This window comes from Pseudomonas sp. SJZ077 (assembly GCF_007993905.1).
GTDB lineage: Bacteria > Pseudomonadota > Gammaproteobacteria > Pseudomonadales > Pseudomonadaceae > Aquipseudomonas > Aquipseudomonas mandelii.
This window is the reverse complement of sequence record NZ_VIUJ01000017.1, coordinates 123,024-139,832: the sequence shown is the minus strand read 5'-3', so window position 1 is coordinate 139,832 and position 16,809 is coordinate 123,024. Positions and strand designations below refer to the sequence as shown.

Genomic DNA, 16,809 nt, shown 5'->3' with positions numbered 1-16,809 from the left:
AAGAACCTAATGAAAAGCGCAGAAATCCGTGAAGCCTTCCTTCGCTTCTTCGAAGAGCAAGGCCACACCCGTGTAGCCTCCAGCTCTTTGATTCCGGGCAACGACCCAACCCTGCTGTTCACTAACGCGGGGATGAACCAGTTCAAGGACTGCTTCCTGGGCCAGGAAAAGCGCGCGTACACCCGCGCTGTCTCCAGCCAGAAATGCGTGCGCGCCGGCGGCAAGCACAACGACCTGGAAAACGTCGGTTATACCGCCCGTCACCACACCTTCTTCGAAATGCTGGGTAACTTCAGCTTCGGTGATTACTTCAAGCGCGACGCGATCACCTACGCCTGGAACTTCCTGACCTCCGAGCAGTGGCTGAACCTGCCGAAGGAAAAGCTCTGGGTCACCGTCTACGCCAGCGATGACGAGGCCTATGACATCTGGACCAAGGAGATCGGTGTTCCGGCCGAGCGCATGGTCCGCATCGGCGACAACAAGGGCGCGCCATACGCTTCCGATAACTTCTGGACCATGGGCGATACCGGCCCGTGCGGTCCTTGCACCGAGATTTTCTACGATCACGGCGCCGACATCTGGGGCGGCCCGCCGGGCTCGCCGGAAGAAGATGGCGACCGTTACATCGAGATCTGGAACAACGTGTTCATGCAGTTCAACCGCACCGCCGATGGCGTGTTGCACCCGCTGCCAGCGCCGTCGGTCGACACCGGCATGGGCCTGGAGCGGATCAGTGCCGTGCTGCAGCACGTTCACTCGAACTATGAAATCGACCTGTTCCAGAGTCTGCTGAGCGCATCGGCCAAGGCTATCGGCTGCACCAACGACGCTCAGGCTTCCCTGAAAGTCGTGGCTGACCACATTCGTTCGTGCGGTTTCCTGATTGCCGACGGCGTGCTGCCGTCCAACGAAGGTCGGGGTTATGTGCTGCGCCGGATCGTCCGTCGCGCCTGCCGTCATGGCAACAAACTGGGCGCCAAGGGCAGCTTCTTCTACCAGATCGTAGCGGCCCTGGTTGCCGAGATGGGCGAAGCCTTCCCTGAGCTGAAGGCCCAACAGGCACACATCGAACGCGTCCTGAAAGCCGAAGAAGAGCAGTTCGCCAAGACCCTGGAGCAGGGCCTGAAAATCCTTGAGCAGGATCTGGCCGAACTCAAAGGCGACGTGGTGCCGGGCGACGTGGTGTTCAAGCTCTACGACACCTACGGCTTCCCGATGGACCTGACGGGCGACATCGCTCGCGAGCGCAACTTGACCATCGACGAAGCAGGCTTCGAACGCGAAATGGAAGCCCAGCGCGTCCGTGCCCGTTCCGCCAGTTCCTTCGGCATGGACTACAACAGCCTGGTCAAGGTTGATGTGGCCACCGAATTCACCGGTTACAAAGCCACCAGCGGTTCGGCGAAAGTTGTTGGCCTCTATAAAGAAGGCCAGGCGGTCGACGTACTGAGTGAAGGCGAAGAAGGCGTAGTCGTTCTCAATCAGACCCCGTTCTACGCTGAGTCCGGCGGCCAGATCGGCGATTGCGGTTATCTGCAATCGAGCGGTGGCCGCTTCGACGTGCGTGACACCACCAAGACCGGCGGCGCATTTCTGCACCACGGTGTGTTGGCATCGGGCAGCCTGATCATCGGTTCGCCGGTTGAAACCCACGTTGAAGCCGAGGTGCGCCACGCCACTTCGCTGAACCACTCGGCCACTCACTTGCTGCATGCGGCGTTGCGTAAAGTGCTGGGCGATCACGTTCAGCAGAAAGGCTCGTTGGTCGACAGTCAGCGCCTGCGCTTTGACTTCAGCCACTTCGAAGCCATCAAGCCTGAGCAACTGAAGGCCCTGGAAGACATCGTCAACGCCGAGATTCGCAAGAACTCCGCCGTTGAAACCGAAGAAACCGACATCGAAACCGCCAAGAAAAAAGGCGCCATGGCGCTGTTTGGCGAGAAATACGGCGACAACGTGCGCGTGCTGAGCATGGGCGGTGATTTCTCCGTCGAGCTGTGCGGTGGCATCCACGCCAACCGTACCGGTGACATCGGCCTGCTGAAAATCATCAGCGAAGGCGGTGTTGCGTCGGGCGTGCGTCGTATCGAGGCAGTCACCGGTGCTGCGGCACTGGCTTACTTGAACGCTGCAGAAGAACAACTCAAGGAAGCGGCCAACCTGGTCAAGGGCAGCCGCGACAACCTGATCGACAAGCTGTCGGCTGTGCTGGAGCGCAACCGTCTGCTGGAGAAGCAACTCGAGCAGTTGCAGGCCAAGGCGGCCAGCGCGGCGGGCGACGATCTGTCGGCTTCTGCCCTGGACGTCAAGGGCGTGAAAGTGCTGGCCGTGCGTCTGGACGGTCAGGACGCCAAGGCGCTGCTGGCGCTCGTCGATCAGCTGAAAAACAAACTCGGCCGCGCAGTGATCCTGCTCGGCAGTGTCCATGAGGAAAAGGTCGTTCTGGTTGCAGGCGTAACCAAAGACCTGACTGGCCAACTCAAAGCCGGTGATTTGATGAAGCAAGCCGCTGCGGCAGTGGGCGGGAAGGGCGGTGGTCGTCCAGACATGGCGCAAGGCGGTGGTACTGACGCTGGCGCACTGGACGCGGCACTGGCCCTGACGGTTCCATTTGTAGAGCAGGGTTTATAAGGCAGGGTGTCCGGCCCGTCGTCTAGTGGCGGGCGGGAACGCTGTTTGAGTGATTATTTGGGCGCCCTTCATGGGCAGAGGCGGCTTTGAAATGGCTTTGATCGTACAGAAATTTGGAGGCACCTCAGTCGGCACTGTCGAGAGAATCGAGCAGGTCGCCGACAAGGTTAAGAAATTCCGCGATGCCGGCGATGACCTGGTGGTTGTCCTGTCGGCAATGAGCGGCGAAACCAACCGTCTGATCGATCTGGCCAAGCAAATCAGTGGTGATGGCCAACCGGTTCCGCGTGAGCTGGATGTGATCGTTTCCACGGGCGAGCAGGTGACGATTGCACTGTTGGCCATGGCGCTGATCAAGCGCGGCGTGCCTGCGGTGTCTTACACCGGCAACCAGGTGCGGATTCTGACGGACAGCGCGCACAATAAAGCGCGTATCTTGCAGATTGATGACCAGAAGATTCGCGGTGATCTGAAGGCAGGTCGTGTGGTGGTTGTCGCCGGTTTCCAGGGCGTCGACGAGCATGGCAACATCACCACCCTCGGTCGTGGCGGTTCCGACACCACCGGCGTGGCGCTGGCGGCGGCTTTGAAGGCCGACGAATGCCAGATCTACACCGATGTCGATGGCGTCTACACCACCGACCCGCGTGTGGTGTCCGTGGCCCAGCGCCTGGACAAGATTACCTTCGAAGAGATGCTGGAAATGGCCAGCCTCGGTTCCAAGGTGTTGCAGATCCGTGCGGTGGAATTCGCCGGCAAGTACAACGTTCCGCTGCGCGTACTGCACAGCTTCAAGGAGGGTCCGGGCACCCTCATTACTATTGATGAAGAGGAAACCATGGAACAGCCGATCATTTCCGGCATCGCTTTCAATCGCGATGAAGCCAAGCTGACCATCCGTGGCGTGCCAGACACCCCGGGCGTTGCATTCAAGATTCTCGGCCCGATCAGTGCCGCGAACATCGAAGTCGACATGATCGTGCAGAACGTTGCGCACGATAACACCACCGACTTCACCTTCACCGTGCACCGCAATGACTTCCAGGCCGCACAAACCGTGCTGGAAAACACCGCTCGCGAGATCGGTGCCCGTGAAGTGGTCGGTGACATCAAGATCGCCAAGGTCTCGATCGTCGGCGTCGGCATGCGTTCTCACGCAGGCGTGGCCAGCCGCATGTTCGAATCCTTGGCGAAAGAAAGCATCAACATCCAGATGATCTCGACGTCGGAAATCAAAGTCTCCGTTGTGATCGAAGAGAAGTATCTGGAACTGGCTGTGCGCGCTCTGCACACAGCTTTCGAACTGGACGCACCGGCCCGAACGGGCGAGTGATGCGTTTGCCAAAGGGCGCGGTCTGACCGCGCCCTTTGTCTTTTTTGAATGGCGCGACCCAGGAACTGTTCTTTTGCTCGCGCTGGTCAATACTCAGGCATGTAGGGCTGCGATCGTTTTCCGGTTGTAGGTCGAGTGCCTTTTTTTTGCAGACTGTTGTCCCTGAAATGAAATGCGTGAGGAGAAAGGTATGCTGATTCTGACTCGTCGGTGCGCAGAAAGCCTGATTATTGGTGATGGCGAAATCACCGTGACCGTGCTCGGCGTCAAAGGAAATCAAGTGCGTATTGGCGTTAACGCACCTAAAGAGGTTGCGGTTCACCGTGAGGAAATCTACTTGCGGATCAAGAAAGAGAAGGACGACGAACCAAGCCATTAATTTTTATCGTTTTTTATGTTTGCAAACGGGGAAGAAGCTGGTTAATATACGCCCCGTGTTGCGGAGAGCTGGCCGAGTGGCCGAAGGCGCTCCCCTGCTAAGGGAGTACACCTCAAAAGGGTGTCGGGGGTTCGAATCCCCCGTTCTCCGCCATTATTTGCGTAGTACGTTGTAATCTGGCTTTTTCGGTAAGTGTTTGAAATTACTAGAAAAAGTGCTTTACATAGAGATTAGACGGCCTATAATGCGCGGCAACAAATGCACTCGTAGCTCAGCTGGATAGAGTACTCGGCTACGAACCGAGCGGTCACAGGTTCGAATCCTGTCGAGTGCACCATTTAAGGGTTGTTTGCAGTAATGCAAATGACTTGGCTCCAACCAGTTGTGATCTGGTATAAAAACACAAATGCACTCGTAGCTCAGCTGGATAGAGTACTCGGCTACGAACCGAGCGGTCACAGGTTCGAATCCTGTCGAGTGCACCAAACACCAAAAAGCCCGCGTCTAACGCGGGCTTTTTGCCGTCCGGGATTTGGCTTTTCCCTTTGTACATCCTTTCTCGTCGAACTCCACATGTGCGCTGCGACCTCGCTTGAGTTCGTAGCGGTAGCTTGTTGCGGAATTCCTGATACTGATCTTGTCCGGCTTGCCCAGGGCGCTCTCGACGTCCTGTTGTGTCATGCCCGCGACTATCCGTTGATTGATGATTGCTTCGCGACGTTCCTTGGCGGTTATCAGGTTTGCGCACTTGTCCTCAGTCTGGCCGACAATGGTTGGCTCCTTCCTTCCGGTTTTCGTCGAGGGTGTCTCCCGAGCGTCAGCCTCAGGCATGAGCGCTATCGCGTTGCCGGGCGTGAAAGTGCGCACCTCTTGCTGCGAGAAGCTTTCACCCTCCGCGCAACTCAGGGTTGTGAAGGTGAGGCGACCGTCGGGTGCTTCGCAACGGTGAAGGATGGTTGCCTGCAACCGGGGTGAAAGGCAGAGCAGGGCAAGCAGTAAAAAATAAAAGGCAATCGATGGCATTAAACGTCCTCCATGACGGTCCATGTCAGGGTAGCCGCTACATTTTTCGATGAGGGTGTGTTTTCTTTTCAGAATGAGTCGTCGCAGTTGGAGAGATCAGGACTGCACTCAGCTTTGTCTTGCAACCGCTTGTTTCAGCCATGATTTTTTGACGTTTAAAACCGTCGGGCGGTGTATCATTGCGCCCGTCAGCCCCGCCGGGGCTTGTGGAATACCTCCATGGACTTACCCAGTAGTTACTCAGTATCCCGTTTTTCCAATCATGAATTGACTGATTGATCCTTCCGGCGTGCCCCGCTGCTGGGAGTGGAGTTCGCCTATGTCTGAAGTAGAAGTAAAGAAAACGCAGGAAAGCTTGCAGGACCGCCTCGCCCAAGTCGTTGAGCTGCTGCAGCGCCAGCGGGTGGTCGAAGACCTGACTCATCGCCAGGAAGGTCCGCATCACGACCGGGTCGAGAACCTGGTTCACCGGCAAAACCTCGTCGAGCTGCAACGCAAGCTTGATGATCTGCACTCCGCCGACGTTGCCTACATCCTTGAAGCCTTGCCGCTGGACGATCGTCTGACGCTTTGGCAATTGGTCAAGGCGGATCGCGACGGCGACATTCTCCTCGAAGTATCCGACTCGGTTCGTGAAACCCTGATCGCCGACATGGACGATCACGAGCTCCTGGCTGCGGCCAAGGACATGGACGCCGACGAACTTGCTGACCTGGCTTCCGAGCTGCCGCGAGACGTCGTCCACGAACTGATGGAAACCCTCGATGGTCAACAGCGTGAGCGCGTCCGCTCCGCGTTGTCCTATGACGAGGAGCAAGTCGGTGCGCTGATGGACTTCGAGATGGTGACCATCCGTGAGGAGGTCAGTCTCGAAGTCGTCTTGCGTTATCTGCGTCGTCTCAAGGAGCTGCCGGGCCACACCGACAAACTGTTTGTGGTCGACTACGACGGCGTGCTCAAGGGCGTGCTGCCGATCAAGCGTTTGCTGGTCAACGATCCGGAAAAGCAGGTTTCGGAAGTCATGGCCAGCGACCCGGTGAGTTTTCACCCGGACGAAGATGCCTACGACGCCGCTCAGGCGTTCGAACGTTACGACTTGATCTCGGCGCCTGTGGTCGACAAGAACGGCAAGCTGATCGGCCGTCTGACCATCGATGAAATGGTCGACCTGATCCGTGAAGAGAGCGAAAACGAAGTGCTCAACATGGCGGGTCTGCGCGAAGAAGAAGATATCTTCGCTTCGGTCTGGAAATCCCTGCGCAACCGTTGGGCCTGGCTGGCGGTCAACCTGATCACCGCGTTTATCGCATCCCGGGTGATCGGCCTGTTTGAGGGATCCATCGAAAAACTGGTGGCACTGGCGGCATTGATGCCGATCGTGGCCGGTATCGGTGGCAACTCGGGCAACCAGACTATCACCATGATCGTTCGAGCCATGGCGCTGGACCAGGTGAGCACCGGCAATACCTCGCGATTGATGCGCAAGGAGCTGGCCGTCGGTTTGATCAATGGCCTGGTCTGGGGTGGCGTGATTGGCGTTGTGGCCTATCTGCTTTATGGCAGTTGGTCCCTCGGGGTGGTGATGACCGCCGCCATGACGCTTAACTTGTTGCTGGCGGCGTTGATGGGGGTCTTGATCCCGATGACTCTGGCGCGGCTTGGGCGCGATCCGGCGATGGGTGCCAGCGTTATGATCACTGCCATGACTGACAGCGGCGGGTTCTTCATCTTCCTCGGGCTGGCAACGATTTTCCTGCTCTGACTTGCCTGCTTTAAGAAACCCGCCAATTCGGCGGGTTTTTTATGGCCGAATTTCAGGCAAAAAAAAGCCAGCGATTATGCTGGCTTGGCTTTCGGGTCGAATCAGGAAGCGTCTGCGGCCATTTCGGCGTCATGGGCAATCAGCGAAACAAGAGCATTTTGCTGACGATGGGAGAGTTGGCGGAAGCGTTGCAGCAGTTCACGTTCGTGCAATGACAGCTCCGGGCTGTCCAGGCGCATGCTCAACTCTTCGCCCAGTGCACCTTCCTGAATAAGACTCTGCTCAAGGCGCGCAATGATTTCGGAGTTCATGCTGCGATGATGATTGCGAGCCACCTCGGCAATGCGTTCACGCATTCCGTCTGGCAGACGTACGACGAACTTGTCAGCCGTACGGCTGGAATAAATTGCCTGTTTCAATGGGCGCATATATTTAACCGGTTAGTTCAGGGGAGCGGTTCTCGGGATTGGCCGCAGGATGTCTGATAGGACAAGCTCTCTGGCCAAATGTTCAACCTGAATTGATAGAGGCTCGCATCATGCCTCAAAGCAGCCAGATCATTGGCGTCAATTCTGTGACAAATATTGAGCTGGGTAAAGGCGTTATGCCAGCACCTTTATCGAAAATGTGGACTGGTTAGAAAACTTTGGTCCCTGCCCGTATCGCTGACCGCGGGCTCTTCCCGTTAGGTGATGCCCGAAGACGCCTGAAGGTGCATGCTACGCGGATTCGATCCTTGGTCCTTACCTTATACAGGATAGTGGCAAATGGCCGATTTACTAGTGGCAGACCCGCACAGGGGGGGGATTCAGGATGGATGGCAGGCTGATTTACTTGATGGGGCCTTCCGGATCCGGCAAAGACAGCCTCATCGAAGCGGCTCGACAACCTTTACGCTCGATAAACGGCGAAGTGGTACGACGGGTCATTACGCGTTCGGCTGAATCCGTAGGCGAAGATGCCATCGGAGTCTCTCGCGAGGAGTTCGAACAACGCCGCGACAAGGGTGACTTTGCGCTGTCGTGGCACGCCCATGGCCTGGATTATGGCATTCCGGTCCAGATCGACCATTGGCTGGAAGAAGGTCGTCATGTCTTGGTCAATGGCTCTCGTGGCCACCTGGCCGAGGCACTGCAACGCTACCCGACATTGGTGCCGGTGCTGTTGACGGTCCAGGATGAGGTATTACGCGAGCGACTGATGAAGCGAGGCCGTGAGAGCCTTGCAGAAATTGAAGCCAGATTGCGCCGCAACAGGTTATTTACAACGGAGGATCCTCTCGGTGATTCGCAGATCTATCGACTCGACAACTCAGGCGAGCTTGACGTCACCGTCGCCAATCTTCTGAAATTGCTGAACGTCAGCGCAGAACCGGATCGAATTTGATTTTGCGTCCGATAATCAGCGCCAGCACGAACAACGCGCCGAAAACGCCGCAGGCGATCAGGGGTACGGTGGCAACCGTGTCCGGGACCAATGACAGATGAAGAATGCCGCTCAGTAAGGCAAGGATCAAAAATCCTGCGGCTGATTTGGACATTGCTGTGCTCCTGATAGGGTGATTCAAAATACCAAGCGTTCCGAAGTCTGAGACACCGGAAGATAATTTTGCTGGCTTACGTCCTGGCCAACAAAGCCGCGCTGATCGTTCATGACCGCCAATTGCGGGGCTTTTTGCAGCTGGAGGTAATGCGGCATTCGTTGCGCGACCTGCTCAGCGCCGCTCTCGGCGGCAAAATGACCACCCAGCAGGACGGTAAGAGCGATTGCATTCGAGAGTAAAAGGACGCTGTTCATGAGGCTAACCTCGGTTGTTCGTGAGAACAGCTAAAGCAGCCCGCGTGCCAAGAGTCTAACGGCAATTAAATCCTTTAAAAACAAAGAATTAACTTATTACTTAAAGAGGCCGTCGTTGCAAATTGCAATGATGGCATTTTGAGAGGATGCAATTTGCACGGTAAATTAAGCCACGATGACAAGGGGCGGCTGCCTACACTTAAAAAGCCCTACGGACGACATGACAAAATCAGGCCTGGCCGTTAACATGCTCGCCGTCTATCGCACCGCATCCCAGCGGGGCGATCTGTGTCTCAGTAGCTCAATTGGATAGAGCATCCCCCTCCTAAGGGGAAGGTTGGCAGTTCGAACCTGCCCTGGGACACCACCTGATTTACAGCCCTGCGCTGTGATAAAAAGCCCCGCCGGAGAATCCTCCAGCGGGGCTTTTTTATGCCCGTCGACCCGACGACCTACATGGCAAGTCCATCGTTGCTGTGCCTTACTCCTCGTACCATTCAAGGAGTGACGCGATGCGACACAGAGGTGCACATTTCTGGTTATGGACCAACAGCAGGCTACTTCACCATACCCATGAAGAAGTGCTCAGCGATGGTGTGCAGGTCGAGGTGCAGGCACGGGTCGGTCATGGGGGCGTTACGCAGGTGTTCATCGGTATATACGCTGACGGTGGCGGGGCGATTTGCGAGGAGTTTCATGACCGGGCGGTGGGTGAATATTATTGTTCCGCGTTGAAGTGGGGCGCTAAGCGGGCGAGAGAGCTGGTGGCGGACAGCCAAGCGTTTGTCGCGCCGCATCGGGTGCAATTGACGTTGGCCCCGGTGATTACCGATGAACCGACACTGGCATTGCGACGCATGGAAATGACCGAACGTGAGCGTTTGAAAATCCGTTCCGAAGACGCCTGGTCGGAGTACCTGGCGGCCAAAGCCGCGATGCTTGAGCTGATGCGCGCCACCAAAGTCGACCCCGGGGTGTGGGCGGACCACAAGGAGCGACTGCGGCAGGCGATTGATCGGCGCATCAGTGTGCAACGCGCCTATCTGCGCTGAGTCATTTGCCGATCGACAGGCTCGAGGAGCGTCGCAGTTCCTCGATGGTCTCGATCAGTTCATCGTAGGACACCGGTTTGCCGATGTGCTGGTCGAAGCCCGATTGCCGGGATTTCTGAATATCGCTTTGGGCACCGTAGCCCGTCAGCGCAATGGCCGGCACATCCCTGAGCAGCGGGAGTTGCCGCAAAGCGCTCATCAGTTCGTGACCGTTCATGACTGGCATGCCCAGGTCCGAAATGATCAGGTCGAAGTGCGTGCCTTTTGCGGCGTCCAGCGCGGCCACCGGACGGTCGAAGGCAATCACTTGCGCGTCCTCCATTTCCAGCAGCATCTTCAAGGTTTCCAGCACTTCGGCAGAGTCGTCGACCAGCAGAATGGTCAAGCCGCTCAGCCGTCCGGCCCCCTCGTCGACCTGCGTAGCGGTTTGAGCGTCATGATCAGTCTTGGCCATCGGCAAGTAGACACTGAACGTGCACCCTGCACCCAACCCGGGTGAGCTCACTTCAACCGAGCCGTGTTGTGCTTCTGCCAGTTGGCGGACCAGCGACAGGCCGATCCCCAGCCCTTCACGGTTGTGCGTGGCATGTTGCTTCTCTGCCTGCCCGAACAGATCGAACACGTGCTCAAGATTCTCGGCGGCAATGCCGGTGCCGTTGTCTTTGACGTCCAGCCGCACCCTGTTCCCGTCCTGGCTGGCGATCAGTTGCACGTGGCCATTGGGCGGGGTGAATTTCAGCGCGTTGTTCACCAGGTTCCAGATAATCTGTTCCAGGCGTGTCGGATCGGCATGCACCATCAACGGCTCTGAAGGCACATGCAACTCGACCGTGGTTTCGTGCCGTTCGTTGAGCACGACGCTGTGGATATCACGCAGCACGCTGACCAGGTCGGTGGCGACCGGTTGCAGCTTGAGTTTGCCGGTACGGACACGGGCGACATCCAGCAGATCATCGATGATCCGGGCCTGGCTATTGACGGCATCGCAGATCGTATTGACGGCCTTGGCGGCCGGAGCCACGGACTTGGTCACCGGCAGGCGACGCAGCAGCTCAGCGTTGAGCTGGATCAGGTTCAGCGGGTGCTTGAGCTCATGGGACATGACTGCGAAGAACTCGTCCTTGAGGTAATTGGTGTTGCGGGTCTCGGCCAGCGCCAGGCTTTGCGCTTCGTGCTGACGTTTATGGCCGGTCAGGTCCCGGGCAATCTTCACGTAGCCTCGTAGGTTGTCACCGCTGAGCAACGTCGCCTCACCACTGCAAAAGAACCGACTGCCATCCTTGCGCAAGTGCCAGCGTTCGTCCTCGCTGCGCCCATGGTCGCGCACCGTCTGCAGTTCTTTCTCGGGCACGCCGCTGGCGCGGTCCTCTTCAGAGAAAATAAAGTCGTAATAAGCGCCCTCTGCTTCGCTCTTGCTATAACCGAAGATCAACTCGGCACCTTTGTTCCAGCTGGTGATCACCCCTTGTTCATCCAGCGTGATGATCGCGTAATCGCGGGTGCTTTCAGCCACCAGACGCATGCGTTCTTCGCCCAGGCGCAGTTCTTCTTCGGCGGCGCGGCGTTTGGTGATGTCGATGAAGGTCAGCACCGTCCCGTCGATATGGTCTTCGCTGGAGCGGTAGGGCAGCAGGCGGGCGATGTACCAGCGCTTGTCGGTGCTGCTGACTTCACGCTCGATCATGTTCAATGACTCGAAGACCAGCGCTGCATCACGGGCCAGGTCGTCGTAGTGCAGTCGGTGGGTGATGTCGAGCAAGGAGCGTCCGGTATCCACCGGCAACATGCTGAAGATGTCCGTGGCGCGCGGAGTGAACCATTTGATCCGCATGTTGCGGTCAACGAACACCGTGGCGATGTCGGTGGAGGCGATCAGGTTGGTCAGGTAGTCGTTGATCTTGTCGGTTTCTTCAACTTTGGTTTTCAGCTCGAAGTTGACCGTCAGTAACTCTTCGTTGATCGATTGCAGTTCTTCCTTGCTGGTTTCCAGCTCTTCGGTGGCCGAGCGCAGCTCTTCGTTGATTGCCTGCATTTCTTCGTTGGAGGCCTTCAGCTCCTCGCTGGAGACTTCCGATTGTTCGATGGTGTCCTGCAAGTGCAACTTGGTGCGTTGCAGTTCGCGTTCAAGGTTGGACAGCACCTGGCTTTCGGTTTGCGTCAGGGTCGAGGCGGCCTGTTCCGAGGGATCGACTTCGGCCTCTTCGAAAATCACCAGGACAAACTCGCCGTCCGACTCTTCGTCCTTATAAGGCTGCGCCACCAGGTCGACCTTGTAGCGCCGGTTTTCACGGGAAATCGGCACCGCGCGGGATTTGACCACCAGGCCACTCTGCTGGACCTGAAACAGCGTGGTGCGAATCTCCAGACGCAACTCGGGAAGGATCAGCGTCAGCAGGTTGCGCGACAACTCACCGCCCACATGGCGCAGGAAGCGCCCAGCGCTTTCGCTCATGTGCAGGATGTCGGCGTTGGCATCGACAATCATGCTCGGTGGCGCGGCGTGTTCGAGGGCGCGCTGATGGATGTCGGCGAAGGACAATTTGCGCTGCACCGCGCTTTGCGGTGTCTCGCGGGTAACACTGGTACGCACGTAACCGCCACGGGGCATGGTCGGGGTACGTCGGCTATTGGCCGTGCCGGTCTTGGCGCGGAAAATCCGGTTGCGCTTGTCCACCGGAGCGAACAGTTCGTGGCAAGCATCGGCGCTCTCGGAAGAGCCCAGGAACAGGAAACCGCCCGGACGCAGTGCGAAGTGAAACATTTGCAGAATTTCACGCTGCACTTCGCGATCCAGGTAGATCAGCAGGTTGCGGCAAACGATCAGGTCAATCTGCGAAAAGGGCGGATCGGACAACAGGCTGTGTTTGGCAAACAGGACCTTTTCGCGAATTTCCTTGCGAATCCGGTAGTGGTCATCTTCCTTGACGAAGTAATGCCGCAGGCGCGTCGGCGGCACATCGGTCACGATCGCTTGCGGGTACAGACCGGCCCGGCCGATGCTGATGGCGCGCTCGTCAATGTCGGTGGCGAACAGTTGCAGCGAGGCTTTGCTGGCGTCCAGTTGCAGTTGATCGTTGAGCAGCATCGCCAGGCTGTAGGCTTCTTCGCCCGTTGAACAACCGGCGGACCAGACACGGATTTCTTCTTTCTCGGGCTGCGCCGACACGGCGGCACTGACCAGTTGCGGCAGCACGTTCCGCTCCAGGGCTTCGAACGCCTCGCGATCACGGAAGAAGTTGGTCACGCCAATCAACATATCGCCCAGCAGGGCTTTGGTTTCTTCGGGATTGTTTTGCAGGAAGCGGAAATAGGCACCCAGGTCGGGTTGGGCCGTGACCTGCATCCGGCGCTCGATCCGCCGCAACACGGTCGCGCGCTTGTAGTGCTTGAAATCATGGCCGGTGCCGGTGCGCAGCTGGATCAGGATGTCATGGAGCAGCTGTTCGGCGAGCGCCGCGTCACGCTCGGACACGGAGGCGAACGTTTGCAGGTCCGGGTCGTTGGCGGTGGGCAGGCTGATTTCCTGTGAGTTTCGCCACAGCTCCAGCAGCTTTTGCGGCATTTCCACCACCGGCAACACCAGATCGACATTGCCGGTTTCGATGGCAGCGCGAGGCATGCCGTCAAACTCGGCATCTTCCGGTGCCTGGGCCATGGTGATGCCACCGTGTTCCTTGATGCGCGACAGCCCGACCGCACCATCGGAGCCACTGCCTGACAGCACCAGGCAGAAAGCGCGCTCGCGGTGGACTTCGGCCAGGTCGCGGAAAAACAGATCAATCGAGGCGTGCCGAGACCCGTGCGGGTCGTTGCTGCTGACTTCAAGCACCCCGTCATTCATCGTCAGCCGCTGAGCCGGCGAGATGACGTAAACGTGGTTTTTCTCGATCGGCACCGTTTTGGTGACTTGCAGGACTGGCATCCGGGTCGATTCCTGGATGATCTTGTCCGCGATGCTCTGGTGATCGGGCGACAGGTGAAGAATGATCACGAACGCCATGCCGTTGTCATGCGGCATGTTCTCGAAAAACAGTTTGATGGCTTGCAGCCCGCCCGCCGACGCTCCAACGCCTACCACTGGAAAATCCAGGGTGCTGGGCTTCAGGGCCTTACGCTCAGGAGCCGGGGCCGAGTGCTGGGGGGTGCTGGTCATTTCTTCTGCCTTAGTCGGCGACTGCGGTCTATTGATATCTTCGGTTATAAAAAGCGCGTCAATAAAGCAGCATAATCCCGTTTTTCAATAACACCTTCAAATATTTAGAGACACTTGATTGGCTGGAGTTCTCAAGGGAACGGCACTCCTGGCCGATAACCCGAACGGTCATGGTCTTCTTCTCAAATTGCCTGGAAATCTTCGATGCTGTCGTATCACCAAAAGAGTTTTCTGATCGTCGATGATTTCTCGGATTTCCGCAGTTCCGTCAGGTCCATGCTGCGTGAACTGGGGGTCAAGGACGTCGACACCGCAGACACCGGGGAGCAGGCGCTGCGCATGTGTTCGCAGAAGGCCTACGATTTCATCCTGCAGGATTTTCACCTCGGCGACGGCAAGAAGAACGGCCAGCAAGTCCTCGAAGACTTGATGATCGAAAAGCTGATCAGCCATGAAAGCGTGTTTGTCATGGTCACTGCCGAAACCAGCCAGGCCATGGTGCTCAGCGCGCTGGAACACGAACCCGACGCTTACCTGACCAAGCCGTTCAACCGTTCCGGCCTGGCCCAGCGCCTGGAGCGTCTGGAACAGCGCAAGAACCTGCTCAAGCCGATCCTGCAAGCGCTCGATCGTGGCAAACCGCTCGAAGTGCTCAATGCCTGCATCGAGCTGTGCAAGAAGGACATCCGTTATTCGCCGCTGTGCCTGCGTTACCGCGCGGACGCCTTGCGCGACCTGAATCAAAACGAAGCGCTGGAACGTCTCTACGACAGCATCATTGCCGATCGGCCGTTGCCGTGGGCGTTTGCCGGGTTGGGCAAGTTGCTGTTCAAGCGTGGCCAGGTCAGCCAGGCTAAAGGCGTCTACGAAAAAGCCCTGAAAGTGTTTCCGATGATGCCGGCGCTGTATGACGGCATGGCTGATGTGCTGGTGGCCGAAGGGGATACCAAGGGCGCGCAGAAAGTATTGGAAGAAGCCATTCGCCTGTCGCCGCTGGCGGTGCGCCGGCAAGCACTGCTGGGCAAACTGGCGATGGCCAACGAAGATTTCGATACGGCCTCAAAGGCTTATCGCCAGGCGGTGTCCCAAGGCGCGCAGTCACGCTTCAAGGATGCCGAAAGCAACCTCGGCCTGGCCCATGCCTTGATCAGCAAAGGCAGCGAGAAAGGCCTGGATACCCGCACCCGACTGGAGATCAATACGACCCTCAGCCTGGTGGCCAAGGAAAACCCGTCTGATCCTGGCCTGCAGATTCGTGCGCGCCTGATGAAAGCCACCAGCCTGTTGCTCAACGACGCCGAAACCGCCGAGAAGCTCACCGAGCAGGCGATGATGCGCCTCGATGGCATGGAGCAGTTCATGAGCGCCGAAGCCGCGCTGCTGGTGGCCAAGCAGCTGCAAATGCTCGGCCAGGCCAGCGCCGGCGCGACGATGTTGAAAAACTGTGCGGAAATCTACGGTGACGATCCGGTGGTGATGCAAGGGATCGCCAAACTGACCGATGACCCGACGATCCTCAGCCAGAGCAACGCGGCCTCCGACCTCAACCGACAGGGTGTGCAGGTGTACAAGACCGGCAACCTGGTCGAAGCCCGGGCAATCTTTCGCAAAGCGCTGGCGCTGCAACCGAAGAACATCAGTATCGCCCTTAACATGGCGCAATCGCTGCTGCACGGTACCGATACCAACGTAGCGTCGGCCGAGCTCGATGAATGCCGGGCTTGCCTGAAACTGGTGGGCATGATGCCCGACACCGACGCGCGGTATCCGCGCTTTCAGAAACTGAAAATCAAGGCGTTCAGCGGATGAGCCAAGACAACTCTGCACTGGATTTTTCGACGGTGATTGCCTCCACCGTGCACGACATGAAGAACTCGTTGACCCTGCTGATGCAGGCCCACAGCCAATGGCTGGCCCGCTTGCCCGATCCCGAGCGGCACAGCCCGGAGCAGGGCGTCATCGAGTACGAGTTCGCTCACCTCAACGGCATGCTGGTGCAGTTGCTGGGGCTGTACAAACTGGGCGTCAATCAGATGCCGTTGCAGCCGGCCTACCATGAGCTGGATGATTTCATCGAAGCGCAACTGGCCGCTCATCAGGAAGTGTTCGCCAGTCGCGGCATTGTCGCGACTTATGAAGTCGACCCGTTGAGCCCCTTGGGTTTCTTCGATCGCGAGCTGGTGGCCTCGGTGCTGGCCAACTGCATCAACAACGCCATTCGTTACGCCCGCCAGTCATTGCTGATCAGTGTCGGCGACGAGGCCGGCGAACTGGTGCTGTCCATCAACGACGATGGCGACGGTTATCCGGTCGAGATGATCGAGCGTCAGGCCGATTATGTGCAGGGCATCAACCACAGCAGCGGCAGCACAGGCCTGGGCTTGTATTTCGCCGGACGGATCGCCGCCTTGCATCAGCGCAATGGCGTGGAAGGACGCACCCGGATCAGCAACGGCGGGCCGTTGGGTGGTGGGGTGTTCAGCCTCTGTCTGCCCTGACGTTTCTTTTTGTGTGGCGCTGCTTGATATTCCGAACAGGCGGAGCCTATTTTGTACGGGTCGCCGTTCGCGGCTCGCACAATTACAAAGGATTGCGTCATGACAACCGATGGCCAGCGTTCACTCGCACAGCGATTGACGGGCATTGATGAGATTGAATGTGTCACGCCGGATTTGA

General features: G+C 57.8%; 13 protein-coding genes and 4 tRNA genes. 12 read left to right on the top strand and 5 right to left on the bottom strand.

What is annotated here, in order from left to right; genetic code table 11:
- Positions 1-9: 9 nt before the first annotated feature.
- From alaS to FBY01_RS23440, 6 genes are all read left to right on the top strand, one after another.
- Positions 10-2,634 carry an alanine--tRNA ligase gene (gene alaS, locus FBY01_RS23465; protein WP_010457228.1) on the top strand — a complete coding sequence of 875 codons (2,625 nt, stop codon included), beginning with the start codon at positions 10-12 and terminating at the stop codon, positions 2,632-2,634.
- Between the two features lie 91 nt (positions 2,635-2,725).
- The gene (locus FBY01_RS23460) at positions 2,726-3,967 is read left to right on the top strand and encodes an aspartate kinase (protein WP_008033100.1); all 1,242 of its coding nucleotides are present in this window, start codon (positions 2,726-2,728) and stop codon (positions 3,965-3,967) included.
- Positions 3,968-4,157: 190 nt separating this feature from the next.
- On the top strand, positions 4,158-4,346 hold the full coding sequence (gene csrA / locus FBY01_RS23455; protein ID WP_003178872.1) for a carbon storage regulator CsrA: 189 nt from the start codon (positions 4,158-4,160) through the stop codon (positions 4,344-4,346).
- 62 nt (positions 4,347-4,408) lie between these two features.
- A tRNA-Ser gene (locus FBY01_RS23450) sits at positions 4,409-4,499 on the top strand.
- Positions 4,500-4,606: 107 nt separating this feature from the next.
- Positions 4,607-4,683: transfer RNA gene (locus FBY01_RS23445), tRNA-Arg, on the top strand.
- A gap of 71 nt (positions 4,684-4,754) precedes the next feature.
- Positions 4,755-4,831 (top strand) — tRNA-Arg (locus FBY01_RS23440).
- A gap of 19 nt (positions 4,832-4,850) precedes the next feature.
- On the opposite strand, the gene FBY01_RS23435 is transcribed toward FBY01_RS23440, so the two are convergent.
- Entirely contained in the window at positions 4,851-5,369 is a 519-nt protein-coding gene (locus FBY01_RS23435) for a cell envelope protein SmpA (RefSeq protein ID WP_145309741.1), read from the bottom strand.
- A 319-nt stretch (positions 5,370-5,688) separates the two neighbouring features.
- Here FBY01_RS23435 and mgtE point away from each other — a divergent pair, with 319 nt between their 5' ends.
- Complete coding sequence (gene mgtE / locus FBY01_RS23430) at positions 5,689-7,131, top strand: magnesium transporter (RefSeq protein WP_145309739.1); 1,443 nt, start codon at positions 5,689-5,691, stop codon at positions 7,129-7,131.
- A 101-nt stretch (positions 7,132-7,232) separates the two neighbouring features.
- Here mgtE and FBY01_RS23425 read toward each other — a convergent pair whose 3' ends face one another.
- Positions 7,233-7,559 (bottom strand): Arc family DNA-binding protein, encoded by a 327-nt coding sequence (locus tag FBY01_RS23425; RefSeq protein ID WP_003178899.1) that lies wholly within the window; start codon positions 7,557-7,559, stop codon positions 7,233-7,235.
- A gap of 385 nt (positions 7,560-7,944) precedes the next feature.
- Between FBY01_RS23425 and phnN the strand changes: the two genes are divergently transcribed.
- The gene (phnN, locus tag FBY01_RS23420) at positions 7,945-8,517 is read left to right on the top strand and encodes a phosphonate metabolism protein/1,5-bisphosphokinase (PRPP-forming) PhnN (protein WP_145309737.1); all 573 of its coding nucleotides are present in this window, start codon (positions 7,945-7,947) and stop codon (positions 8,515-8,517) included.
- Here phnN and FBY01_RS23415 read toward each other — a convergent pair.
- Positions 8,492-8,671: a PA3371 family protein gene (locus FBY01_RS23415; RefSeq protein ID WP_010457208.1), complete on the bottom strand. Its 180-nt coding sequence runs from the start codon at positions 8,669-8,671 to the stop codon at positions 8,492-8,494. The two genes, phnN and FBY01_RS23415, sit on opposite strands and share 26 nt — an antisense overlap.
- A 23-nt stretch (positions 8,672-8,694) precedes the next feature.
- Positions 8,695-8,928: a hypothetical protein gene (locus tag FBY01_RS23410; RefSeq protein WP_145309735.1), complete on the bottom strand. Its 234-nt coding sequence runs from the start codon at positions 8,926-8,928 to the stop codon at positions 8,695-8,697.
- Positions 8,929-9,218: 290 nt separating this feature from the next.
- Between FBY01_RS23410 and FBY01_RS23405 the strand changes: the two genes are divergently transcribed.
- Positions 9,219-9,295 (top strand) — tRNA-Arg (locus FBY01_RS23405).
- Positions 9,296-9,440: 145 nt separating this feature from the next.
- Positions 9,441-9,980 (top strand): hypothetical protein, encoded by a 540-nt coding sequence (locus FBY01_RS23400; RefSeq protein ID WP_145309733.1) that lies wholly within the window; start codon positions 9,441-9,443, stop codon positions 9,978-9,980.
- Between the two features lies 1 nt (position 9,981).
- On the opposite strand, the gene FBY01_RS23395 is transcribed toward FBY01_RS23400, so the two are convergent.
- Positions 9,982-14,133 (bottom strand): CheR family methyltransferase, encoded by a 4,152-nt coding sequence (locus FBY01_RS23395; RefSeq protein ID WP_145309732.1) that lies wholly within the window; start codon positions 14,131-14,133, stop codon positions 9,982-9,984.
- A 204-nt stretch (positions 14,134-14,337) separates the two neighbouring features.
- On the opposite strand from FBY01_RS23395, the gene FBY01_RS23390 reads away from it, so the two are divergent.
- Both FBY01_RS23390 and FBY01_RS23385 read left to right on the top strand, forming a co-directional pair.
- A complete protein-coding gene (locus FBY01_RS23390; protein ID WP_145309730.1) occupies positions 14,338-15,942 on the top strand; it encodes a tetratricopeptide repeat-containing response regulator in 1,605 nt (534 codons plus the stop codon).
- Entirely contained in the window at positions 15,939-16,631 is a 693-nt protein-coding gene (locus FBY01_RS23385; protein ID WP_077749187.1) for a sensor histidine kinase KdpD, read from the top strand. Before FBY01_RS23390 ends, FBY01_RS23385 begins: the two co-directional genes overlap by 4 nt.
- Positions 16,632-16,809: the final 178 nt, after the last annotated feature.